Origin of the sequence: Kaistella polysaccharea (genome assembly GCF_020410745.1) — a bacterium.
Lineage (GTDB): Bacteria > Bacteroidota > Bacteroidia > Flavobacteriales > Weeksellaceae > Kaistella > Kaistella polysaccharea.
Genome location: NZ_CP084528.1, coordinates 1,621,022 through 1,643,222, shown reverse-complemented (window position 1 = coordinate 1,643,222; position 22,201 = coordinate 1,621,022). Strand labels below are relative to the sequence as shown.

Annotated in this window: 21 protein-coding genes; 8 read left to right on the top strand and 13 right to left on the bottom strand. The window is 35.6% G+C overall.

The window, feature by feature from the left end:
• Nucleotides 1–213: 213 nt before the first annotated feature.
• The 3 genes from nusB to yajC are packed head-to-tail and all read left to right on the top strand — an operon-like array spanning nucleotide 214 to nucleotide 1,952.
• On the top strand, nucleotides 214–1,119 hold the full coding sequence (gene nusB, locus LC814_RS07660; RefSeq protein ID WP_226063352.1) for a transcription antitermination factor NusB: 906 nt from the start codon (nucleotides 214–216) through the stop codon (nucleotides 1,117–1,119).
• An 11-nt stretch (nucleotides 1,120–1,130) separates the two neighbouring features.
• Nucleotides 1,131–1,613 carry a DUF1573 domain-containing protein gene (locus tag LC814_RS07655; protein WP_226063351.1) on the top strand — a complete coding sequence of 161 codons (483 nt, stop codon included), beginning with the start codon at nucleotides 1,131–1,133 and terminating at the stop codon, nucleotides 1,611–1,613.
• 12 nt (nucleotides 1,614–1,625) lie between these two features.
• The gene (gene yajC / locus LC814_RS07650; RefSeq protein ID WP_226063350.1) at nucleotides 1,626–1,952 is read left to right on the top strand and encodes a preprotein translocase subunit YajC; all 327 of its coding nucleotides are present in this window, start codon (nucleotides 1,626–1,628) and stop codon (nucleotides 1,950–1,952) included.
• Between the two features lie 77 nt (nucleotides 1,953–2,029).
• Here yajC and LC814_RS07645 read toward each other — a convergent pair whose 3' ends face one another.
• From LC814_RS07645 to LC814_RS07630, 4 genes are all read right to left on the bottom strand, one after another.
• Nucleotides 2,030–3,718 carry a putative transporter gene (locus tag LC814_RS07645; protein ID WP_226063349.1) on the bottom strand — a complete coding sequence of 563 codons (1,689 nt, stop codon included), beginning with the start codon at nucleotides 3,716–3,718 and terminating at the stop codon, nucleotides 2,030–2,032.
• Nucleotides 3,719–3,807: 89 nt separating this feature from the next.
• Entirely contained in the window at nucleotides 3,808–5,073 is a 1,266-nt protein-coding gene (locus LC814_RS07640) for a DUF2851 family protein (protein WP_226063348.1), read from the bottom strand.
• A gap of 60 nt (nucleotides 5,074–5,133) precedes the next feature.
• Nucleotides 5,134–6,267 (bottom strand): N-acetyl-alpha-D-glucosaminyl L-malate synthase BshA, encoded by a 1,134-nt coding sequence (bshA, locus tag LC814_RS07635; protein WP_226063347.1) that lies wholly within the window; start codon nucleotides 6,265–6,267, stop codon nucleotides 5,134–5,136.
• 33 nt (nucleotides 6,268–6,300) lie between these two features.
• Nucleotides 6,301–8,040, bottom strand: coding sequence for a glycoside hydrolase family 3 protein (locus tag LC814_RS07630; protein ID WP_226063346.1), 1,740 nt, complete (start codon nucleotides 8,038–8,040; stop codon nucleotides 6,301–6,303).
• A 108-nt stretch (nucleotides 8,041–8,148) separates the two neighbouring features.
• Here LC814_RS07630 and LC814_RS07625 point away from each other — a divergent pair, with 108 nt between their 5' ends.
• The gene (locus tag LC814_RS07625) at nucleotides 8,149–8,673 is read left to right on the top strand and encodes a hypothetical protein (protein WP_226063345.1); all 525 of its coding nucleotides are present in this window, start codon (nucleotides 8,149–8,151) and stop codon (nucleotides 8,671–8,673) included.
• A gap of 112 nt (nucleotides 8,674–8,785) precedes the next feature.
• The gene (deoD, locus tag LC814_RS07620; RefSeq protein ID WP_226063344.1) at nucleotides 8,786–9,493 is read left to right on the top strand and encodes a purine-nucleoside phosphorylase; all 708 of its coding nucleotides are present in this window, start codon (nucleotides 8,786–8,788) and stop codon (nucleotides 9,491–9,493) included.
• 6 nt (nucleotides 9,494–9,499) lie between these two features.
• Here the strand turns inward: deoD and ribA are convergent, their stop codons facing one another.
• The 9 genes from ribA to LC814_RS07575 all read right to left on the bottom strand — a co-directional run bounded on the left by ribA (nucleotide 9,500) and on the right by LC814_RS07575 (nucleotide 16,875).
• Complete coding sequence (gene ribA / locus LC814_RS07615) at nucleotides 9,500–10,099, bottom strand: GTP cyclohydrolase II (RefSeq protein ID WP_226063343.1); 600 nt, start codon at nucleotides 10,097–10,099, stop codon at nucleotides 9,500–9,502.
• A gap of 8 nt (nucleotides 10,100–10,107) precedes the next feature.
• A complete protein-coding gene (locus LC814_RS07610) occupies nucleotides 10,108–10,578 on the bottom strand; it encodes a hypothetical protein (RefSeq protein WP_226063342.1) in 471 nt (156 codons plus the stop codon).
• The gene (locus tag LC814_RS07605; protein WP_226063341.1) at nucleotides 10,575–11,186 is read right to left on the bottom strand and encodes a DUF4254 domain-containing protein; all 612 of its coding nucleotides are present in this window, start codon (nucleotides 11,184–11,186) and stop codon (nucleotides 10,575–10,577) included. The genes LC814_RS07610 and LC814_RS07605 overlap by 4 nt, the downstream gene beginning before the upstream one ends.
• Nucleotides 11,187–11,196: 10 nt before the next feature.
• Nucleotides 11,197–11,400 carry a Sec-independent protein translocase subunit TatA/TatB gene (locus LC814_RS07600; protein ID WP_226063340.1) on the bottom strand — a complete coding sequence of 68 codons (204 nt, stop codon included), beginning with the start codon at nucleotides 11,398–11,400 and terminating at the stop codon, nucleotides 11,197–11,199.
• A 33-nt stretch (nucleotides 11,401–11,433) separates the two neighbouring features.
• The gene (locus LC814_RS07595) at nucleotides 11,434–13,017 is read right to left on the bottom strand and encodes a peptidoglycan DD-metalloendopeptidase family protein (RefSeq protein ID WP_226063339.1); all 1,584 of its coding nucleotides are present in this window, start codon (nucleotides 13,015–13,017) and stop codon (nucleotides 11,434–11,436) included.
• On the bottom strand, nucleotides 13,014–13,808 hold the full coding sequence (gene lolB1, locus LC814_RS07590; RefSeq protein ID WP_226063338.1) for a lipoprotein insertase outer membrane protein LolB1: 795 nt from the start codon (nucleotides 13,806–13,808) through the stop codon (nucleotides 13,014–13,016). The genes LC814_RS07595 and lolB1 overlap by 4 nt, the downstream gene beginning before the upstream one ends.
• A 74-nt stretch (nucleotides 13,809–13,882) precedes the next feature.
• Nucleotides 13,883–14,911 carry a sugar phosphate nucleotidyltransferase gene (locus tag LC814_RS07585; RefSeq protein ID WP_226063337.1) on the bottom strand — a complete coding sequence of 343 codons (1,029 nt, stop codon included), beginning with the start codon at nucleotides 14,909–14,911 and terminating at the stop codon, nucleotides 13,883–13,885.
• Between the two features lie 79 nt (nucleotides 14,912–14,990).
• Nucleotides 14,991–15,422, bottom strand: coding sequence for a dUTP diphosphatase (gene dut, locus LC814_RS07580; protein WP_226063336.1), 432 nt, complete (start codon nucleotides 15,420–15,422; stop codon nucleotides 14,991–14,993).
• Nucleotide 15,423: 1 nt separating this feature from the next.
• On the bottom strand, nucleotides 15,424–16,875 hold the full coding sequence (locus tag LC814_RS07575) for an oligosaccharide flippase family protein (RefSeq protein ID WP_226063335.1): 1,452 nt from the start codon (nucleotides 16,873–16,875) through the stop codon (nucleotides 15,424–15,426).
• 94 nt (nucleotides 16,876–16,969) lie between these two features.
• Here LC814_RS07575 and LC814_RS07570 point away from each other — a divergent pair, with 94 nt between their 5' ends.
• From LC814_RS07570 to LC814_RS07560, 3 genes are read left to right on the top strand one after another with little or no spacing between them, the layout of a single operon-like run.
• A complete protein-coding gene (locus tag LC814_RS07570; protein WP_226063334.1) occupies nucleotides 16,970–18,322 on the top strand; it encodes a dihydroorotase in 1,353 nt (450 codons plus the stop codon).
• Nucleotides 18,323–18,369: 47 nt separating this feature from the next.
• Nucleotides 18,370–18,996 carry a lysoplasmalogenase gene (locus LC814_RS07565; protein WP_226063333.1) on the top strand — a complete coding sequence of 209 codons (627 nt, stop codon included), beginning with the start codon at nucleotides 18,370–18,372 and terminating at the stop codon, nucleotides 18,994–18,996.
• Nucleotides 18,997–19,051: 55 nt separating this feature from the next.
• Entirely contained in the window at nucleotides 19,052–21,979 is a 2,928-nt protein-coding gene (locus LC814_RS07560) for a M16 family metallopeptidase (RefSeq protein ID WP_226063332.1), read from the top strand.
• Nucleotides 21,980–22,201: the final 222 nt, after the last annotated feature.

Sequence of the window (22,201 nt, the reverse complement as noted above, 5' to 3'; positions counted from 1 at the left end):
ACATAATAAATTTTTTTAAGATATGTACGCACACAGAAAATACGCTACAGATCATTTATAATTTTTACACAGCTAAAAATAAAATTTATTTTTGTAATTCTCTGAATTATAATTAAAAATATTTCAAATAAATATCTTTCTAACAACTTGCGCTTATCCAAAGTCATTTCTCGACAATTTCATTATCTTTGCACCCAATAAAAGCTCTTTGAAATGTTAGGAAGAAGACAAATTCGTGAAAAGGTTGTTGAATCATTGTATTCTTACAACCAAAATCCAATAAAATTCGATGTTCTAGAGAAGAATATGTTCTCTGAAATCGACAAGATCTATCATCTTTACATTTATCAACTTAACTTTTTAGTTGCTCTGAAAGATTTAGCGGAAAGACAGATCGAAATCGGGAAAAAGAAATATATTAAATCTGACAGTGACACGAATCCCAATCAAAAATTTATCAACAATAAGGTCTTGCTTAAACTGGAAGAAAATGAAGAACGTCTTTCTTTTACGTCTAAGCATCAGGATTTGAAATGGGATATTTATGATGAATTGCTCATCAAAACCTTTCAGCGAATGACCGCTGGTAAAAGATACCAGGATTTCATGAAAGAAGATGGTTTTTCATTCGAAGAAGATCAGAAATTCATCGGAAAATTGTTCTTGCGATATATTGCAGAAAATGAAGATTTTCACGAGCATCTGGAAGAAAAAGAGATGAGTTGGGCTGATGATTTTCATATTTCCAATTCGATGATTCAAAAGACGATTGGTTTTTTTAAGGAAAATGAGCCGAGTCACACTTTAATTAAAATGATTAAAGATGAAGACGATCGGGAATTCGCCAGACGACTTTTGAAAGAAACCCTAAATCACTGGGAAGAAACTGAAAAGAAACTAGAAGGCCGCCTCGAAAACTGGGATTTAGAAAGAATTTCTTTACTGGATAAAATAATTCTAATTGCAGCAATGTCTGAAATTGATTATTTCCCTTTAACTCCTGCGCGAGTTATTATCAACGAATATATCGAAATTTCGAAAGTGTTTTCAACCGACCGTTCTAATATTTTTATTAATGGTATTTTAGATAAATATACCAAAGATCTCAACAGAAATTAACAGAAAATAAGATGAATAATTATTTTAAAGTATTACCAATTGTCTTTGCATTAGCTCTTACCAGTTGTGCAAAAGATCAAAAAGCCGATCAATTGATTGTGGATGAAGAAGCTACCGTCCTAAACGAACCTGTAGTTGTAGATACTCAAACAGAAATGATTAAAGCTGCACAATCTAGCCCATTAACTAATGTTGCTTTGTCTGAAGCGCAGTTCGATTTTGGCAAAATTAAAAAAGGTGACCAAAAAGAACATGTTTACGAAGTAACCAATACGGGCGAAAATCCATTGATTATATCTCAGGTTAAGCCTGGTTGTGGATGTACTGTTCCTGATTATACACGCGAGCCAATTCTTCCGGGACAAAAAGGAAAAATCACCCTGAAATTTGACTCTTCAGGATTTGATGGTTTGGTAAATAAGCAAGCAGAAGTGTATGCAAACGTAGATAAAGCACCTATCGTTATTTCATTTACCGCAGATATTCAACCTTAATAAAATAATACTATGATAACAATATTTTTACAAGCCGTGGGAGCAGAAGGTTCCATGATGCCGACTATGATTATGATGGGCCTTATGTTCGTTGGATTTTATTTTCTGATGATTCGTCCACAAATGAAAAAAGCAAAGCAGGAAAAAAACTTTCAGTCTGAGCTAAAAGTTGGGAGTAGAATAGTAACTACGTCCGGTATGCACGGTAGAATTTCTCAAATTATGGAAGATGGTGTGATCATCGAAACATTATCAGGGAAATTAAAGTTTGAGAAAGCAGCAATTTCTCGAGATTTTACGCAACAGCGTTTTCCAGATAATTCTGCAGAATCTAAATAAATAGATCTATTTTAAAAAGTTAAAGCAACCGAAAAGGTTGCTTTTTTTGTGGGCTTCAATTGTAAATTTTAGTGCTTCTAACTTAAAATCAGAATCAATAAACTGGCAATAAATATTCGGAATATGGTCACCAAAGGATAAACTTGCGCATAAGTTTGAATCGGAATATCGGAATCTAAATAATTGGTGCTGAATGATAGCGCAGCCGGATCGGTATAACTTCCACTCATGATTCCTACGAGTTGAAGAAAATTAATTTTTAAAATAAATCGACCTACAATAACCATTAATATTAATGGAATGAATGTAATTGCACATCCATAAAGAAGCCATAACCAACCATTATACTGAACGAAATTCGCATAAAAACCATCTCCCGCATGAATACCAACGGCCGCGAAAAAGAGGCAAATACCAAAATCTTTCATAAAGTGAATTGCGCCTGTATTGATATAGGAATGGATGAAAGAAATCCCGCCATATCGAGAAATTAATAAGGCTACAATTAACGGTCCTGCTGCAAATCCGAGTTTAATCGGTACTGGTAAACTTGGAATGACGATCGGAATTGAACCTAAAATTACACCTAAAAGTAAACCTCCGAAAAGAGAGAGGAAATCTGGTTCCAGCAATTTCTTTTCAGAATTTCCAATAATTTTAACGACTTCTCCAATCCCTTCTTCAGACCCAATTACGCGCAGTTTATCGCCATAAAATAACTCCAGAGAGGGTCGTGGTAATATTTCCCGGCCTGCCCGAAAAACGCGCGTGACCTTTAGATCATAGGTATTATATAGATCAAGTTCTGATAGTTTTTTGTGAATTACGGATGGATTGGTGACGAAAATATTTTTCTTCCGAAGTTGGGATTCTGATTCAATAAATAGATCGCTAGAAGGTCGGCCGAGAAGAGCGATAAAATCATCTACATCCTTTTCTAATCCTACGAGCATCAAGACATCACGGTTCTGTAATTCAATATCAAGGGTAGGAGATTTCACTACAGTGCTTCGGCTGTGTTTCAAACGGGAAATAACGATGTCGCGACCAAAATCTTTCAGTACCTGATGAAGGGTTTTCCCGAAGTATTCTTCGTTTGTCACCCGCATTTTTTTATTTTCCAAAGGAAGTTCGCGGTTAATCTTTGATTTCCGGAACTTCCTCATCTCTTCATCAGGATCGATTTTCAAAAGTAACTTTGTGACGATAATGGTGGCAATAATTCCAAATACGCCAAGCGGATAAGTGATTGCGTAACCGATTGTAGGGTCATCGAAAGTTTTTTCCGGGAAAGAATTTTTAATTTCTTCGATGGTATTCTTGGCCGCTCCTAAACCCGGAGTATTCGTTACGGAACCGCTCATGATTCCGACAAGATCTTCAATTTTTAAACCCGTCAAATAAAATAAAACAACAGTGATAACACCACCAAGAAGTACAGTGGAAACCGCTAAAATATTAAACTTTAAGCCTTCATTCCGAAAAGAGGAAAAAAAGGAAGGACCAACCTGTAATCCAATTCCGTAAACAAACAGTATTAATCCAAAATCACGGATGAAATCTAAAATCCCTGCCTGAATTCGGTACCCAAAGTGCCCCAAAACAAGGCCAGCAAACATCACTGCTGAAACACCGAAAGTAATTTTACCCATTTTCAGTCTGCCAAAAAAAACACCTATTGCAATTGCCAGCATAATGGCGACAATAGATTGGGTGACGGATGGGTTTTCGGAGGGTAATAGCAGGAGTTGAAGCCAGTCGAACATGTGAAATAGTTTATAATGCAAAATTACGCTTAATAAAGCATCCGCCCGAATCCTAAAAATGAATTAAGTCATCAATGGCAAATGGATTTTTAATGAGGATTCATGAGTCGCAAACCGATGCTGCAATCCAAACATTTTTTTTCTAAACAAAAAATTTGATAATGGAAAAGAAGTGACTGCGACTCTAATGAATTATTGACAGGAACATGTAAAGCTTTCCAATTGTCGATGATTGTATTTTTTTCTGCTGGTAGTTTTTCGTAAAAATTTAGGATTTCTTGAGCGGTATTTTCGTTGGTATTTTTCTGATAAGTATATTTAAGAGGTAAAACTGCGTTGATTAATAATAGATCTATAAAATCTTTGGTTAGATGTTTCTCTCCTTTTATCGGGGATATTTTACCGAAATTAAAGCGCTCATCCCAATATGAACTCGCTTTTACAGAAGAGAAAATTTCAGATAATTCTTCCACACTTTTTGCTTTGATAAGTTTTGAAAAAAGGTTTTGATGTTGTGTATAAAGCGACGCAAGTTGCGATAATCTAATCGTGGGAAAATTTGGTGGTCGTAACCGGGAGAATTTCGGCGGTATCACTGTCATCGGCAATGAATATTTCGATTTTAGGAAATCGAATTCTCTTTTCCATGTTTCCATTTCTGGGTCTGCAGGATTATCGAGCGAACCGCAAATGCCGAAGAATAATGCTTCCAGTTGGACCTGATTCTGTCGGATTTTATTGATGATTTTATAATCTAAACTTTCCGCAATCTGTTTGAAAATGGGTGCATTTACTTTAAGTCCAAATGCATATGCAAGCTGATGAAACAAAATTTCTTCGTAATTATTTTTGTAAAATTTCAGCGTTTTTTCGTGTTCTATAGATTTTTCATCCAGTTTTTTCAAGAGATTTTCCTCATGGAAATAAAAGGGTATTAAATCCGGATTAAATATTTTTTCGCAAGGAATAAATTGAGTTTCCTGAAGCAAAACTTTATATTTAGAAATCAAATTTTCATCAATATGATCTTTTAGCTCCAGCGTAGGGATTTCTTTTTTGGTAAATTCTTCAATTAGAACATCATGTAGAAAGACGACGTGTGCAATAATATTATCAAATTCTGGATTTCCCGAGTGCTGATGAAAAATCCAGTCCGATGATTTTACATGAAGTTCGATATTTCCAGCGAGCGTCAATCCTTTATATTTAATTTTCCCGAAAAGAAAATCAGGACCAGAATTGAAATTCCATTTGCCAAAATCCAAAATTTCCACGTTATTTCCCTCCATATCTTTGAAATCAAAACTTTTAAAAATTTTGAAATTCCATAAATACTGGAGTAATTTTTCATTCATAACGGATTGCCTTTGATTACAAAGTAACAAAGCAGATTCTGAATAAAAAAGGTGAAATAACTATTTTTTGAAGTTATCGAGTGTATCTTGATACATCTTTTCGTAGAGCGGCAGAATATTTTTCAGATCAAATCTTAATGCCTGTTCTTTCGCATTTTTCTTCATTGTGGTCAGCAATTCCTCGTTAGTGAGCAGTTTGATGGTGTAATTACTCATGGCTTCCACATTACCAATTTCGGTAAGAAATCCAGTTTCGCCCTGAATATTAACTTCGGGAATACCACCTGCATTTGAACTGATTACAGGTGTTTCTGCAGCCATGGCTTCCAAAGCTGCTAATCCAAAACTTTCTTGCTCCGATGGAAGTAAAAAAACATCAGAAAGCTGAAGAACACGGTACAAATCATTGACTTTTCCCAGCAAGCGAACTTTACCAATTAGATTGGGATATTCCTCTAAAAACTGGTTAATTTTTTCCATATCAGGACCTTCACCGATGATTATTAACTTTGATTTAACCTTTGCATTTACATTTTTAAAAATTTGTAAAACTTCTTCAACACGCTTTACAGGCCGTAAATTAGAAACGTGAATTAATATTTTTTCATCTTCTTCTGCAAATTGTTTTCGCTGACATGTACTAGCACTTACAAAATCGCTGTTATCGATAAAATTTGTGATGACTTGAATTTCTTTCGTGATTTTAAAAAATTGTAGCGTATCTTTTTTAAGACTTTCAGAAACAGAAGTGATGGTATCTGATTGATTGATAGAGAATTCCACCGCATGCTTGTAACTTGGGTGTTGACCAACCAATGTAATATCAGTTCCGTGCAAAGTGGTTACCAAAGGAATGTCTTTTCCTTCTTCTTTCAGCATCTGCTTTGCTGTAAAAGCCGCGTAAGCGTAAGGTATTGCATAATGCGCGTGCAGTAGATCAAGTTTATAGAGGTTCACAACGCGGTAAATCATAGAAGACAATGCGATATCATAGGGTTGATACTGAAATAATGGATAAGTTTGAACATTTACTTTGTGAAAGAAAATATTCGGATTTGTAATATCTAATCTTGCAGGCAGCGCCGAACTGATGAAATGTACTTCATAACCTTTGTTAGCGAGAGACATGCCTAATTCTGTGGCAACAATACCACTTCCACCATAGGTTGGATAACAGAGAATTCCGATTTTCATAGCTTTATTTTTCAAATTGAAATTACTCAATTGTTAATTTTGTTTTTGTGTGGTTGGAAGATTAATTCTTGTTGAGGGATTAAGTTCCATTCCAGTTCCGGCTTTTAAATTTTCATTGACTAAAACGGGAAGTTTTCCCCAGATTTTAGTTTCTCCAGAAAGTGCTTTTGTGGTTGCTTTCATAGAATCGTCATTGTTTTCATAAGCAACTAATACGGTTGATAATTTTGAAATATCAATGTCTTGTAACGCATAAGCGGAGCCGAAAACCGTAAGAATAATTGAGTTGTTTTTACTTAAATCACTTAATGTTTTTTTACTTTCCGCAGATATTTTATAAGGCTTATAAGCGGTAGAATTGTCTTTGTGAAAACCAACAATTACTTTCGAATTTGGAGGAATTGAAGAGATTTCTGAGGATTTCTTTACCATAACAGTCGTATTTAAATTCAAATTATCTAGAAAAGTTTGGTAAGGTGCCTCTTCAAGCGGCACGTAATAATAGGTTTCATTACAATTCAGCGGAAGTAGTTTTTTTTCATCTTTTATTAAAGTTAATGCATTCGCATACATTTTCTGAACAACTTTCTGATGAGAGTCGTTGTTTAGATCTTCATTAATGTTTTTTGGATCTCTGGGTTCATAATCATCAAGACCCAAAAAATATTTGGTTAAGAGAATTTTTTTTACGCTTTCCTCCACTCTTTTTTGGGAGATTTCTCCGCTGTCGATCGCTTCTTGAATCAGTTTTTTTCCCGTAGAAACATCTTGTGAAAAAAGCATAATGTCATTGCCGGCTTTGAATGCTAAGGCATCAAGTTCACCCGCTTTAAATTTATTGGCAACGGCGCCCATATTTAAGGCATCGGTAATGATTAAACCTTTATAACCCAGTTGTTCTTTTAAAATTCCCGTAATGATATTTTTCGAAATAGAAGCGGGAATACCTTTCCTTTTTTCTAAGGCTGGAACATAAAGATGTGCCACCATTACACCACCAATTCCTTTATCCATCAATGCTTTAAAAGGTGCAATTTCAATTTCATTTAATCTTTTTAGAGAGTGAGAAACTACGGGCAAATCAAGATGCGAATCTTTATCAGTATCGCCGTGACCCGGAAAGTGCTTGATCGCTGCTAAGATATTGTGATCTTGTAACCCATTAGAATACGCCATAGCTGAGGCTACGACATTAGAAACCTCCGAGCCGAAACTACGGTTTCCGATTATTGGATTATTTGGATTGGTGTTAACGTCAACAACTGGTGCGAAGTCCCAGTTAATCCCCATTCTTTTACAGTCTTCCGCAATTTTAGCTGCCATTTCTGTAATTAAATTTTTATCCTGAATCGCTCCTAAAGTCATCGCCCACGGAAATTTATGTGCAGTAGGAATTCTTTGGTAAAGTCCCCACTCGGCATCCATGCCAATCATAAGCGGAATTTTAGATTTTTTTTGAAATTCGTTCACCAAGTTAATTTCGCGCGCCGCATCATCCTGCATCAGAATTAATCCGCCTATCTTTTCTTTCTGAACCAAATTTCTTACTCCTTCAATATGATCTTCACCTTTATTGGTGTACAGCGCAACTATAAAAAGTTGACCCAACTTTTCGTCTTGTGTTAAAGAATTGTATTCAGCTTCAACCCAACTATTTGCTTTTTTTAATTCAGAATCAGTTATGTTTTTGGGTTGATACTGTGCGGGCGCAAGTATCCTTAAAAAGATGGTCAATAATAAAGGTATAGAAAAGTAGCGTGAATAATTTTTCATTCGGAGAATTAAGTTGAACAAAAATACAATATTTAATTTTCAAACATGAAATTTTATTGGCATACATCTTGTCCTGTAGCTTCTAATAATCCTAAAAATTTACTTATAATGAAAAAATATTTTTTATTCGCGCTACTGGGAATTTTCAGTTTCGGAGCGCTAGCAAGTTGTGACGATAGAAGTAATGACGTAGTTAATCAACAAGATAACGACACGTATTCGGTAGTTCTTGATATAAATGGCACCAATTTTATAAAAAACAGCAGTAATCAATACACCATTTCCCGAAATTTTACAACACCATTGTATAATACGGATGTTGTTTTGATCTACAGGAAAGCAGGTACGGGAACAGATGGTTCTCCAGTTTGGCAATCTATTCCTAGAACCGTTTATTTAAGTGATGGAAGAGAGCTTGATTATGATTTTGACTTCACGAAAAATGATATTCAAATTTACGCAGACGGAAACTATGATGTAAGTACAACACCAGAATATTTAAACAACCAAACATTTAGAGTGGTGCTGGTTCCAACATCACAAGGTTCTAAAAACGCAGATGTAAATTACACAGATTACAACAGTGTTATCAAATTCTTTAATATTGATGATACGAAAGTAGAAAATTTGTAAAATTTTATAAACTTCATAAAAGCCACTGCATTCGCGGTGGTTTTTTCTTGGTGATAATTCAGTTGTTATCGAGGGTATTTAGTAACTTTAGGAATTCAAAAAATTAAATAAAATGAGTGTTCATATTGCAGCCAAAAAAGGTCAAATCGCTAAAACTATTCTCCAGCCAGGAGATCCCCGACGTGCAAAATATATTGCAGAAAATTTCTTAGACGACGTTAAACTGGTCAGCGAAACCAGAGGTATTTTATATTTTACAGGATTGTATAAGGGAAAAGAAGTTTCAGTAGGTGCAAGTGGAATGGGAGCTCCAAGCATCGGTATTTATTCTTACGAGTTATTTACCGAATTTGATGTAGACACTATTATTAGAATTGGAACGTGTGGTGCTTACAATGATACTTTAAAAGTATATGATCTGCTTAACGTAGAATATGCAGCAAGTGAATCAACTTACGCGAAGTTTGCCTGGGACATAGAAGAAGACCGCCTCTCGCCGCCTGGGAATGTTTTCGGCTTGTTGAATGATACCGCGAAAACTTTGTCACTAAATTTAATACCGACCACCATTCATACGAGTGATATTTTTTACAGAAAAAGTCAGGAACTCCCTGAAATCGCGAAGAAATACAATTGTACTGCAGTAGAGATGGAAGCTTTTGCACTTTTTGCAAACGCGCAATATTTAGGCAAGAATGCTGCTACTATTTTAACAGTATCAGATGTTATTCCTACAGGTGAATTTATTACGGCAGATCAAAGGGAAAAAGCTCTAAAACCGATGATTGAATTGGCTTTGGAAACCGCGATTTTAATGTAAAACTATTTAAAGATTATTTTCGTCGTCTAAAAGATGACCGAAATAATCTTTTTTTACTTTAAGATAACCTGCGCTTTCGATGGTAGAATCCATTTGAATTGGAATTCTTTTATTAAGTTTAATATTACTGTCGGTTACAAATTTTATCTTCTCCGGATTATTGGTCAGCAGATTAATTTCCTTCACATTTAAAATATTCAAGATTTCGATGGCAATACTGAAATTTCGGTCATCAGCTGGAAGTCCTAACTGTAAATTTGCTTCAACAGTATCCAAACCTTGTTCCTGAAGAGCATAAGCTCTCAATTTATTGATTATCCCGATGTTACGGCCTTCTTGGCGTAAATAAACGATAATCCCACCATTTTCATAAATGAATTTCATCGCTTCGTCAAGCTGTTGACCGCACTCGCATTTTTTTGAATGGAAAACTTCGCCCGTAATGCACTCTGAATGAAATCTTACATTTACAGGTTTGGTAAAGTCTGTATTTTTAGCTACAATTGCCATATGCGGCATCCAATCGGTTTCAACTTCAGCGAATGCAATCATACGAAATTCCCCGTACTCTGTGGGTACATTGGATTCTGCTTGAATTTTTAACATGGATGGATTTAGTTTTTAGGGGAAGTAGTGGTCGAGTCTTTTGGAATATTGCTCTCCAGAAAAGCCATATTTGTTTTTATACGTACGAGATAACGGTTTAAAACCTGATCTTCTTCTGGGTTTAGATATTTTCTTAATTTCTGAAGCTTCTTGTACGACTTTTCAAAATTCCTTTGAGCAATATTTAAACCATTAATATTATAGGCTTCCATGGCTCCAATGTAATCTTTGATGTGATATTTTAGATTGGTTACTTCGCCGTTTACGGCATCGCTTCGAAACTTTGGGAAAGATGAAACTAAGTTTGTAACTTCAGAAGAATATACAATCAGGTTTTTGCGATTGTTGTACGAGTAAGCACTTCTTTCCGCACCAGTTTCTAATATTGAGTTTCCTACCGGCGACAAATTTATTTTATCCGCTGAACAGGACAGAAAAAAGGTGAGAATTAAAATATATCTAAGGCTTAGTTTAATCATTTTTCCGATTTTTGATAAAGGATCGGATTAAGAGTTTCATCATTATACATCTTCATTTGTTTGTAAACTTTCATCTTAATTTTACCGTTCTCAATATCAAAAAGCAAATATTCTATTGCTTGGGTGAGATCTTTTTGTTGTTCCAGCAGCACATCAAGTTTTGCTCTGCAAGTATTTCTATGTTCTTCACTTGCAGACTCTCGCTGAGCCTCCAACCTCATATGATACACTTTTAAGGCTAAAATGGAAAGGCGGTCTATCGCCCAAGCGGGAGTTTCCGTATTAATCCTCGCGTCGCTTTCGGGAGTTACTAATTTATACTTTTCGAGGAACCATCCATCAATAAACTCTACCAAATCTGTTCTTTTCTGATTTGAAGAGTCAATTGTTCGTTTAAGTTGTAATGCTTCCGTCGGGTCTATATTTTCGTCGCGAATAATATCTTCCAAATGCCATTGAACGGTGTCAATCCAATTCTTTGCATACAAAAGCTGTTCCAAACTATTGCCGGAATAAGGATTTTTTAATGGTGCATCTACATTATCCGCAAGATGATAGTCAGCAATTGATTTGTTGAAAATTTCCCACGCAGTTTCTGTAAAATTCATGTACTGCTTTTTAAGGAGTCGTGCTGGAATTACTGCTGGTTTCTTCCGGTTTTTTTTGGTCCTCTTCTTTTACCGCATCTTTAAATTCTTTAATGCCAGAGCCTAAACCTCTCATCATTTCAGGAATCTTGCGTCCGCCGAAAAACACTAAAATGATTAAAGCTACGATCAGCAAATGTTGCCAAGAGAGTGCGAGTATGGATATTGTGTTCATATTCTAATTTTAAACAAAGTTATATTATTCTTTTTAATTAATCCAACCTAATGGATCTACTGGATTACTGCCATTCCAAATTTGGAAATCCAATGTATAAGTTCCGTCAAAATCTGAACCAACAACTCCCATGGAGCTTCCCGCGGAAACCTGCTGATTTGCAGAAACCATTGTGCTGGCCAGATTGGCATAAATTGTAAAGTAATCTCCATGTTTCACAATCACGGTTTTTGATCCATCTGCGGAAGCAACTACACGGGATACAGTTCCTGGAGCTACACATTTTGCCACGGTTCCTTTACTTACTGAGATCTTAATTCCGTTATTTTCTTCTACAATATTTTTAAAAACTGGATGTGGCTGGCGACCGAATCGATGCGTAATTGTTCCATACGCCGGCATTCCCATTTTACCACGATTGCTCGCGAAATTATTTCCTACTGCAGAAGATACGCCATAATTGGTCATCGCTTTAGTTTCCGCAGCCTTTTTCTCCGCTTCATTTCTCTTCGCCATAGTGGCTTCAGCTTCTCTTGCAGATGCTGCTTTGTCGGCTGCTGCTTTAGCATTTGCTGCGGCGGTTGCTGCATCTTTAGCTGCGGCTAAACGTCGTGCCTCTGCTTTTTCAGCATCAGCGGCAGTTCTTGCATCATCACTTTTTTTAGCATCAGCCGCGGCTGCAATTTTTGATCGGTCAGCTTCTTCTTCTGCTTTTCGGTCTGAAATTTCTTTCAGTCGACGCGCTTCATCATCTGCTTTCTTCTTTTCTAAGGCCAGAGCTTCCATTTTTGCACGGTTTTCTGCTTCAATTCGAGCTTTTTCTCTACCGGCTGCAATTTTTGCTAAGCGTATTTTTTCTGCTTCTATCTTTTTATTTTCCTCTGCTTTTGCTTTTGCAATCCGAATTTCTTCTGCGATAATGGAACGAATTTGCCCTTCCAGCGCTTTTGATTCCGTTTGTTTCTGCTTTAATTCTGAGGTAAGCTGAACTTCATTTTTCTTAAAATCTTCCAGTAACGACTGTTTTGTTTTCTTTTCAGCTTCAATGGTGAGCAAGTCTTTTTGTTGATTTGCAAGTATAGTTTCCTTATCCTTTACAGATTGCTGCTTCAGCGAAATATTTTCTAACAACACTTTCGCAGCGGTTGAAATTTCTGCCGCTTTCTTATCTTGATAATCTGAATAATCTTTCAAATATTGAACTCTCCGTAAAGCTTCTCCTAAGTTTTTAGAAGATAAAATAAAAGTCACCTTATTTTGTACACCTTTATTTTTATAAGCTTTTACCAAAACTTCAGCATAATTTTTTCTTAAAACGGCCAGTTCACGATTCTGACGGTTAATTTCCAACTGACGAAGATAAATCTCATCTTCAATCAAACGCTTTTCCTTTTGTGTATTGGTGTACACTTTTTCCCTAAGCTGAATTTTTTTCTGAACTTCAGTTAAGTAAGAAATCGATAGTTTAGACTGTTGCTGCGTCTTTGCCAAATTTGAATTGATAGCTGCAATTTGTCTTTTTAAGTCGGCATTCTGCTTTTGCAGTTGTTCTTTTTTCTGCGCAGAAAAAAAGCTAAACAGAAGAATTCCTACAAAAAAGCTTACTTTTCTAATCATTTGATCTCAGTTTTCGTATAATTTTCCGGAACGGAATACGGGGTTTGCATTTTAGAAGTGTCGAATTTCGTATTTTCTAATAAAATTTGGCTGTTTTTAGCACCTTTTATTACAATTTTAACGTTTTTCGGAACTCTTATATTGTCGAAATCTTCCCAATTTCCGTAGCTAACTTCCAGATAATCCTGCGCATTTACTTTTTGTAAAGAAACCTTCGTCAAATCTAAATTCTCAGCGTAGTCTACAGAAGCCATATACGACGATGATTCGCCATTGGTTTTAAATTGCAAATTTTTAATGCTTTTTAAAGTATAACCTTGCGCATTTTTTGTCACTTCAAAATCTGCAGAATTTACCGGTATAAATGTTTTACCTAAAAGTAAATTCTGGAATGAATTATAGTCGATAAAATTTACATTTAATAGATTGTTCACATAGGTGAAATCAGATTCAATATAAGTTTTATTCCATTTTTCATATCCTTTAATTCCTTCTGGTGTTGCAATCCCACGACCTACATTCAGAAAAATAGCGATCATATTGATCCAAATCTTTTGGTCTTTCTCCAAATAAATGGTCGCATCGAGTGGTGGAATGAATGTTCCGGTCTCGGCGGTTATTCTGGAATTGATTTTCAACTGTTGAAAATCGGTTCTCTCATTTATTTTTTTAAAGAAAGCAGCAGTTGATGCAAGTGGAGTGGTCGTACTGATTGGCTTTTCAGTGGCGTTTCTCGTCTTACAAGATGACACTAAAAGCAAGACTGCAAGTGGGATAATATATTTATTCATTCAATATTCGGTTTAAGATAACCTCTTAGTAACGGAAAAATCTTTGATATGTTTTTGGATCATTACTTTTCGATCTAATGTTTTTCGCCTTTCGACAGAAAGTCAAGTACGGAATAATCTCCCAATGAAATTTCCCGAGCCACACCATAATAATGCGCTGAATTCCCGATCATAGAGTTGCTTAAATTTCCGTGGTCAATTACTGTATTTTCCTGAATTAATGAGTTGTCGATATTTGAGTTGATAACGATGGTATTATTGCCGATGGAAACACGCGGACCAATTTTAGAATTAGAAAGTTTTACATTTTCACCAATAAAACACGGCGGAATTATTAAGCAGTTTTCAATGGTGGATGATTCTGGATACTCAGAAAGATTATCTTTTTCATAGCCCAAAACTTTACCATTGGTTTCTACAGTCGCATTTTTATTTCCGCAATCCATCCAGTCATCTACTTTACCTAAAGAGAATTTAGCTCCTTTTTGGCGTAGGTTTTCTAAAGCTGTGGTCAACTGGAATTCTCCGCCTTCTTTAATATCATTATCCATGATATAATTAATTTCACTCATCAGTTTTTCCGCTGAGTTGAAATAATAGATTCCGATAATTGCCAGGTCAGATACGAATGTTTTTGGCTTTTCGACAAAGTCAGTAATAAATCCATAATCGTCTAATTTTACGACACCGAAAGCCGATGGATCTTCCACTTTTTTCACCCAAATTACACCGTCTGAATTTTTATCAAGTTTGAAATCAGCTTTAAATAAAGTGTCTGCAAAAGCGACAACTACATCTCCTTGCATGGAATTTTCTGCGCATTTAATAGCATGAGCGGTTCCCAGAGGTTCATCTTGCGTGTAAACGGTTCCTTTCGCACCTAAGTTTTGTGCAATCTGGATTAAGGATGCCTCAACTTCGGCTCCAAAATCTCCAATAATAAAAGCAATTTCGTCAATTTTTTCACCGGCAACCTTTGCAATATCTTCTACAAGGCGCTGTACAATTGGCTTTCCAGCAATTGGGATTAAAGGTTTTGGAACGGTAAGCGTGTGTGGTCGTAATCTGGAACCTCGTCCAGCCATAGGGACAATTATTTTCATATTTCTTTTATTTTTTAAGTTAATACTAAATCTGAAAAACCGATTTAGTAGTAACATCATCATTTAATTATCGTATTTCTTAGGTCGTCGTACTTCCGAATCCTCCTTCTCCGCGCTCAGTTTGGTTCAGGGAATTCACAGTTTGCCATTCTGCGGTTTCATATTTTGCGATGACCATTTGAGCCACGCGGTCTCCATTATTGATGGTAAACTCGTCTGCGGACAAATTTACTAAAATAACGCCAATTTCTCCCCGATAATCAGCGTCAATAGTTCCGGGCGCATTTAAAACACTAATTCCATTCTTAATTGCCAAGCCACTTCGTGGACGAATCTGTGCTTCAAAACCTTCAGGAAGTTCCAGAAATAAACCCGTCGGGATTAATTTTCTTTCTAAGGGTTTCAAAGTAATACTTTCTGCCAAATTCGCAGATAAATCCATTCCAGCTGAAAGTTCAGTTTGGTATTTTGGCAGAGAATTTTTTGATTTATTGATAATATTTATTTTCATTTTAACTTTTTTTAAATCTCATGATAGTTTCTTTTTCGAAGTAAAAAATGATAGCCAAAAATAGGATTAAAAATAGATTCCCGATGATTAAATTTCCATCTAATGCATAAAACGAAATTGCAGATAAGAAAAAACTCAATCCAAGATATCCTATAATTTTTTTCATGTGATACGGAACTGGATAAAAATATTGACCCAAAAAATAGGAAACGACCATCATGGTAAAATAACTTAAAAAAGTGGCCCAAGTTGACGCCCAATAACCGTAAATCGGGATGAAGTAAATATTTATTCCAATCGTAACTACAGCTCCAAGAACCGAAAGATATGCTCCGAAAATCGTTTTATCGGAAAGTTTATACCAAACCGACATATTTAAATAAATTCCGAGAAAAACTGCGGCCATCAAAACAATCGGAACAATCGGAATTCCTTCATTATAAGCAGGATTTGAAAGATAAAGTTTTGCCAGCCAATTCAAATTCACACACAACGCGAGTAAGATAATACAATTTACAATCACGAACATATCCATCAATTTCGCGTAAGATTTCCCCGAGTTTTCATTTTTCGCATGGGAGAAAAAGAAAGGTTCAATTCCCAAAAGATACGCTTGACGAAACAAAGTTAAGAACGTCACAATTTTACAAACCGCTCCGTAAATTGCCATTTGTTCTGTATTAATTCCGTCTGGTAAAAGATATTTTAAAAATTGCCGATCCATGGTTTCGTTGATTACTCCAGCTAAACCTGCAATCGTAATTGGCCAAGAATACGCCATCATTTTTTTCCAGAGATTCCAGTCAAAACCGGCAATTCGAACGGATTTTATTTCCTGAGCAAGCAATAAAAATGTGACTGCACTTGCAACCAAATTTGCCACAAAAACATATCCAATACCGAAATTTTTATCATAAGTAAATCCGAAAAGACCTTTGCTTCCAAGTTTTGGTAAGATTACAATGAAGAAAACAACCAATAAAAAATTGATGATGCCATTAATAATTTTAATAATGGCAAACTTTTTAGGGCGACCAGTTTTCCTTAATATTACAAAAGGCATCGTAGAAAGTCCATCCAAACCTAAAACGAAAAGCATCATCGTTAAAAGGTTGATTTGATCAGGTGTTTTAAAAGCAATCGCTAAATCTTGCCGGAAAATATAGGCGAAAACCATAAACAAAACGGAAGCGGCAATGACGCTTATTGTAGCGGTTGATATTAATTTCGTGATGTTTTCTTCTTTTTCGGCAAAACGGAAGAATGTGGTTTCCATTCCATGCGAAAGCAAAACGATGATGATTCCGGCAACTGAGTAAAAGTCAATAAACGGAGCCAAATAAGAAGGTCCAAAAGCGTGCGTTACAAAAGGACTTATAATAAATGGGAACAAACGTATAATCACGGTACTTAATCCGTAAATGGCGGTTTGTCCTAATAATTTTTTATACAAAGTGGTAATTTAATTTTTGCAAATGTAAAAAATTTTAAAACGCAATTTTTGAACTTCAAATAAAACCTTAAATTTACGGTTGAAACCGATTCCCATGAAAATCCTCCTCAAAAACGCTACAATCGTCAATGAAAATCAAATTATTGAAAGTGATGTTCTCATCGAAAATGATTTAATTTCAAAAATCGGAAAGAATATTTCTGAGGAAAATATTGATCAAATTATTGATGCTACCGGAAAATATCTTCTTCCGGGAATTATTGATGATCAAGTTCATTTTCGGGAACCGGGTTTAACTTGGAAGGGCGATATCGAAAGTGAATCCAGAGCTGCTGTTGCAGGTGGAATTACGAGTTTTATGGAGCAGCCGAATACGGTTCCAAATGCCGTTACTCAGGAATTATTAGAAGATAAATATAAAATTGCTGCCGAGAAATCATTTGCCAATTATTCGTTTTTGATGGGTGGAACGAATGATAATTTAGAAGAAGTTTTAAAAACCAATCCACGAAATGTGGCGGGAATTAAATTGTTCCTTGGTTCTTCAACCGGAAACATGTTGGTAGATAATCTAGAAACTTTAGAAAAGATTTTTAGCAGTACAAAAATGTTGATTGCGGTGCATTGTGAAGATGAAGCAACGATCAGAAAAAATACGGAAATCTTTAAAGAAAAATATGGCGACGATATTCCTGTAACTGCGCATCATTTAATTCGCAGCGAAGAAGCGTGTTATATTTCCTCGTCAAAAGCAATTGAGCTGGCGAAAAAAACGGGAGCGCGATTGCATATTTTTCACTTATCGACCGCAAAAGAAATGGAACTTTTCAGAAATGATATTCCTCTAAAAGACAAAAAAATCACTGCAGAAGTTTGTGTTCATCATCTAAGTTTCACCAATGTAGATTACGAAACCAAAGGAAATTTCATCAAATGGAATCCTGCGGTTAAAACGCAAAAAGATCAAGACGGATTATGGGAAGCTTTGTTGGATGATCGAATTGATGTCATTGCGACGGATCACGCTCCGCATACTTTAGAAGAGAAATCTCAAAAATATTTACACGCACCTTCCGGCGGACCTTTGGTTCAGCACGCTTTAAATGTAATGCTGGAAAATTTTAAAAATGAAAAAATTTCTTTAGAAAAAATCGTAGAGAAAATGTGTCATAATCCAGCAATTCTTTTTGAGATTGAAAAACGCGGTTTCATCAAAGAAGGTTTTAAAGCAGATTTGGTTTTGGTTGATTTAAATGAAAGTTACATGGTTTCAAAAGAAAACATTCTTTACAAATGTGGTTGGAGTCCGTTTGAAGGAACTGAATTTCATTCGAAAATAACACATACGTTCGTCAACGGATTTTTGGCCTATGAAAACGGAAAAATTTCTGAAGAAAAACATGGCGAAAGATTGCTTTTTGAAAGGTCATCAAATTCGATTATTTGAATTACATTAGCGTATCCCTATAAATTACGAGAAAAAAGATTGAATTAATGAGATCAAAAATTTTACAGATTGTATTAATCATCTTTTTTGCCATTGACTTGTTTTTGGTTTTCAATAATCAAACAGAACTTCGATTTTTTACCAAACCGATTTTGCTTCCGATTTTAATTTTAATTTATTTTTCACAAGTAAAATCAGAAAAAATTCAATTGGATAAATTGTTTTTGGCGGGTTTGGTCCTTAGCTTTTTCGGAGATTTGTTTCTTCTTTTTAAATGGGGTTTTCTGCCCGGGTTAGGTAGTTTTTTATTGGCTCATGTTTTCTATATTATTTCTTTTAGGAAAAAAACTCAAAATAGTATTTGGAAATTTTGGCCGATTATTCTTGGTCTCTTTGCAACCACCTTACTCGTTTTCCTTTTTCCCTATTTAAAAGAAATGAAAATTCCAGTGGCTATCTATGCTGTTGTAATTTCTGTGATGATGTATACTGCTCTTAAAACGCAGAACAGAAATTTGATTATTGGTGCGCTTCTGTTTCTGATTTCAGATACGCTACTTTCCGTATATCTTTTCTTGCAACCTTTGATAATACTCAATTTGTTGGTAATGATGACTTACCTTTCGGCGCAGTGGTTTTTGGTGAGAGGAATGCTTTCATTTAAAATAAATTGAATACGGTGAAACATTTCGAAAAAAAATTCGTCTAATCCTTTATAAAATATAATCTATGTTTAAAAAACTCTCCTTCACAATTACAGCTTTATTCTTTGCTGTTCTGACTTTTGCTCAGAAACAGTTTGAGTGGAAAGAAGCCTCCGGAAATGGATATACCTATAAGTATGTTTCCAACGATCCGATGAATGCCCGTTTTTATACTTTAAAGAACGGCTTAACCGTGATTTTAAGTCCTACAAAAACAGATCCCAGAATTCAGGCGTATGTTGCCATAAAAGCTGGAAGTAAAACCGATCCAAGAACCAATACTGGTTTGGCGCATTACCTTGAGCATATGCTTTTTAAGGGCACTGATAAATATGGTTCGCTGGATTGGGCCAAAGAAAAGGTAGAATTAGATAAAATTGATGCACTTTATGAGCAATACAACAAAACTAAAGATGCAGATCAACGAAAAGCGATTTACAAAAAAATAGATTCAGTTTCGGGTGTTGCCAGTAAGTTTGCAATCGCAAATGAGTACGACAAAATGATGACTTCTATGGGAGCTCAGGGAACGAACGCATTTACGAGTTTCGAACAAACCGTTTATACTGATGATGTTCCAAGCAGCTCGCTCGATAAATATTTGGTGGTGCAGGGAGAACGATTCCGTAATCCAACTTTAAGAATTTTCCATACTGAATTAGAAGCGGTATATGAAGAGAAAAACAGAAGCTTAGATAGCGATGGAAGTAAAGTTTTCGAAACTTTATTTGCAGAATTGTTTAAAAATCATAATTACGGACAGCAAACTACGATTGGAACCGTAGAAGATTTAAAAAATCCGTCACTGATAGAGATTCGTAAATATTTTAATAATTATTATGTTCCCAATAATATGGGCGTAATACTGTCGGGAGATTTCAATCCAGACGAGGTGATTGCGAAAGTTGACAAAGCTTTTTCTCAGATGAAAATGAAACCTGTGACTAAGTATACATTTACCCCTGAAACTCCTATCACAGCACCAATCGTAAAAGAAATCACTGGTCCTGACGCCGAAAATTTAACCATCGGTTACCGATTACCAGGAAATAAAGACAAAGATGTTCTGATTGCAGATTTAGTTGGTCAGGTTTTAACGAATGGAAAAGCCGGTTTAATGGATTTAAACTTGGTGAAAAAACAAAAATTACTACGCGCTTCCGCGCAAACTTTCACTTTAATAGATTATGGCGTTTTGTATATCAGCGCGGCTCCAACCAACGGACAGAGCTTAGATGAGGTGAAAACTTTAGTTTTAGGGGAAATTGATAATTTAAAGAAAGGAAACTTTGATCAAGATCTTATTACCTCGATTATCAATAATATTAAAAAGAGTAAAATCTATGGTTCTGAAAACTATGGTGACCGAGCGTCATCGTTGATGGATGCTTTTACTTCGGAATTGAACTGGAGAGATCAGGTTGCTTACGTGAATGATTTATCTAAAATCACAAAAGCAGATATCGTAGGTTTTGCCAATAAATATTTGGGCGAAAATTATGTAGCCATTCTGAAAAGAAAAGGCGAATCAGAAAAATCGATGAAAATCGAAAAACCTCAAATTACGCCAGTTGAAACGAATGCCGACAAACAATCTGCTTTTGTGAAAATGGTTGGAAATATGCCAAATAATCCGTCTACACCGGTATTTTTAGATTATAACAAAGATATTCAGAAATCGAAATTAGGGAAAGCTGAAATTCTATATGTTCCGAACACCGACAATCAGATTTTCCGTTTAAAATACCGCTATAAAATCGGTTCCTTAAATGATTTAAAACAACCGCTTGCTTCTCAATACTTACAGTTTTTAGGGACCGATAAAATGTCGTCGGAGGAAATTTCAAAAGCATTTTACAAAATCGCAAGTAGTTTTAATGTTTCCACGGGCGAAGAATATACCACCGTTTCAATCGAAGGTTTACAAGAAAATTTTGATAAAGCGGTTAAGTTGTATGAAGATTTAATCCTTAATGTAAAAGCTGATGATGCAGCATTAAAAGGATTAAAAGAAAGATTGGCAAAAGCGAGAAAAGATGTAAAAGCAAACAAAGGCGCTATCCTTCAAGGTTTAACAAGCTATGCGATTTATGGTGAAAATAATAAATTCAATAACGTGATGAGCAACGCAGCGTTGGAGTCAACGACTGCTGCAGAATTGGTAAGTCGAATTAAAAATCTTAATCAATACGAGCAGACGATAATTTATTACGGCCCGATCTCTATCAAAGAGTTGGAAAATAAACTAAAAATGTCGCATCCAGTTCCAGCAAAATTTGCTGTTGCGTCACCGGCGAAGGTTTTCAAACAAGTGCCACAAACCAAAAATCAGGTTTTGTTTGCAGATTACGATATGGTTCAGGCAGAAACACGTTGGATCAGAAATACTGAAAATTACGACGCCAATAAAAATACGCTCGTCAAAGTATTTAACAATTATTTTGGGGGTGGTATGGGATCCATAGTTTTCCAAACCATTAGAGAGAGTAAAGCATTGGCTTACAGTACTTATGGTATTTATGTTCAACCACAGAAAAAGGATCAGGAATATTATATGATGAGTTATGTAGGGAGTCAGGCAGATAAGTTTAACGATGCCACGACCGCGATGACGGAACTTTTAACTAAAATGCCCGATTTAAGTGAGAATTTAAACCTTGCAAAAACGCAGGTGAAAAAGGACATCCAAACAGAGCGAATTACGCAGGATAACATCATCTTTAATTATTTGGCGGCAAAAGAATTGGGATTAACCGACGATGCACGTAAAAATATTTATACCGCTGTAGATCATATCACGATGCAGGATTTAAAGAATTTCCACCAAACTAATTTTTCTGGGAAGCCGTACACGTACGCGATTGTAGCCTCGGAGAAGAACGTTCCGATGAAGGATATGCAGAAACTGGGTGAAGTGAAGAAAATCTCTTTAGAAGATCTTTTCGGATATTAAACCGCTCGTTTTCAGATTATAATTAAACTGTTCCAGATTTGGGACAGTTTTTTTATTTGGGCGCACATTTCCGCCTTCCACTCCCGCTTTTTTCATCCTCGTTCCTCGTCAGAAAAAGAGCTCCGTTCAAGTCGGGGCGCAGTTCCGCTATTTTCCAAGAGTGTTATTAGAGCTTCAAGATTTAACAGCGCTTAATCATTACATCATCTTCACATCAAATTT

What these genes read in the sequence shown, in the direction of transcription:
- LC814_RS07630 (WP_226063346.1), bottom strand. Translation starts at nt 8,040, where the DNA reads ATGAAAAATTATTCACGCTACTTTTCTATACCTTTATTATTGACCATC.
- LC814_RS07640 (WP_226063348.1), bottom strand. Translation starts at nt 5,073, where the DNA reads ATGAATGAAAAATTACTCCAGTATTTATGGAATTTCAAAATTTTTAAA.
- yajC (WP_226063350.1), top strand. Translation starts at nt 1,626, where the DNA reads ATGATAACAATATTTTTACAAGCCGTGGGAGCAGAAGGTTCCATGATG.
- LC814_RS07655 (WP_226063351.1), top strand. Translation starts at nt 1,131, where the DNA reads ATGAATAATTATTTTAAAGTATTACCAATTGTCTTTGCATTAGCTCTT.
- lolB1 (WP_226063338.1), bottom strand. Translation starts at nt 13,808, where the DNA reads ATGAATAAATATATTATCCCACTTGCAGTCTTGCTTTTAGTGTCATCT.
- LC814_RS07560 (WP_226063332.1), top strand. Translation starts at nt 19,052, where the DNA reads ATGTTTAAAAAACTCTCCTTCACAATTACAGCTTTATTCTTTGCTGTT.
- LC814_RS07570 (WP_226063334.1), top strand. Translation starts at nt 16,970, where the DNA reads ATGAAAATCCTCCTCAAAAACGCTACAATCGTCAATGAAAATCAAATT.
- deoD (WP_226063344.1), top strand. Translation starts at nt 8,786, where the DNA reads ATGAGTGTTCATATTGCAGCCAAAAAAGGTCAAATCGCTAAAACTATT.
- dut (WP_226063336.1), bottom strand. Translation starts at nt 15,422, where the DNA reads ATGAAAATAAATATTATCAATAAATCAAAAAATTCTCTGCCAAAATAC.
- LC814_RS07625 (WP_226063345.1), top strand. Translation starts at nt 8,149, where the DNA reads ATGAAAAAATATTTTTTATTCGCGCTACTGGGAATTTTCAGTTTCGGA.
- LC814_RS07610 (WP_226063342.1), bottom strand. Translation starts at nt 10,578, where the DNA reads ATGATTAAACTAAGCCTTAGATATATTTTAATTCTCACCTTTTTTCTG.
- nusB (WP_226063352.1), top strand. Translation starts at nt 214, where the DNA reads ATGTTAGGAAGAAGACAAATTCGTGAAAAGGTTGTTGAATCATTGTAT.
- LC814_RS07595 (WP_226063339.1), bottom strand. Translation starts at nt 13,017, where the DNA reads ATGATTAGAAAAGTAAGCTTTTTTGTAGGAATTCTTCTGTTTAGCTTT.
- LC814_RS07645 (WP_226063349.1), bottom strand. Translation starts at nt 3,718, where the DNA reads ATGTTCGACTGGCTTCAACTCCTGCTATTACCCTCCGAAAACCCATCC.
- LC814_RS07605 (WP_226063341.1), bottom strand. Translation starts at nt 11,186, where the DNA reads ATGAATTTTACAGAAACTGCGTGGGAAATTTTCAACAAATCAATTGCT.
- bshA (WP_226063347.1), bottom strand. Translation starts at nt 6,267, where the DNA reads ATGAAAATCGGAATTCTCTGTTATCCAACCTATGGTGGAAGTGGTATT.
- LC814_RS07585 (WP_226063337.1), bottom strand. Translation starts at nt 14,911, where the DNA reads ATGAAAATAATTGTCCCTATGGCTGGACGAGGTTCCAGATTACGACCA.
- LC814_RS07565 (WP_226063333.1), top strand. Translation starts at nt 18,370, where the DNA reads ATGAGATCAAAAATTTTACAGATTGTATTAATCATCTTTTTTGCCATT.
- ribA (WP_226063343.1), bottom strand. Translation starts at nt 10,099, where the DNA reads ATGTTAAAAATTCAAGCAGAATCCAATGTACCCACAGAGTACGGGGAA.
- LC814_RS07600 (WP_226063340.1), bottom strand. Translation starts at nt 11,400, where the DNA reads ATGAACACAATATCCATACTCGCACTCTCTTGGCAACATTTGCTGATC.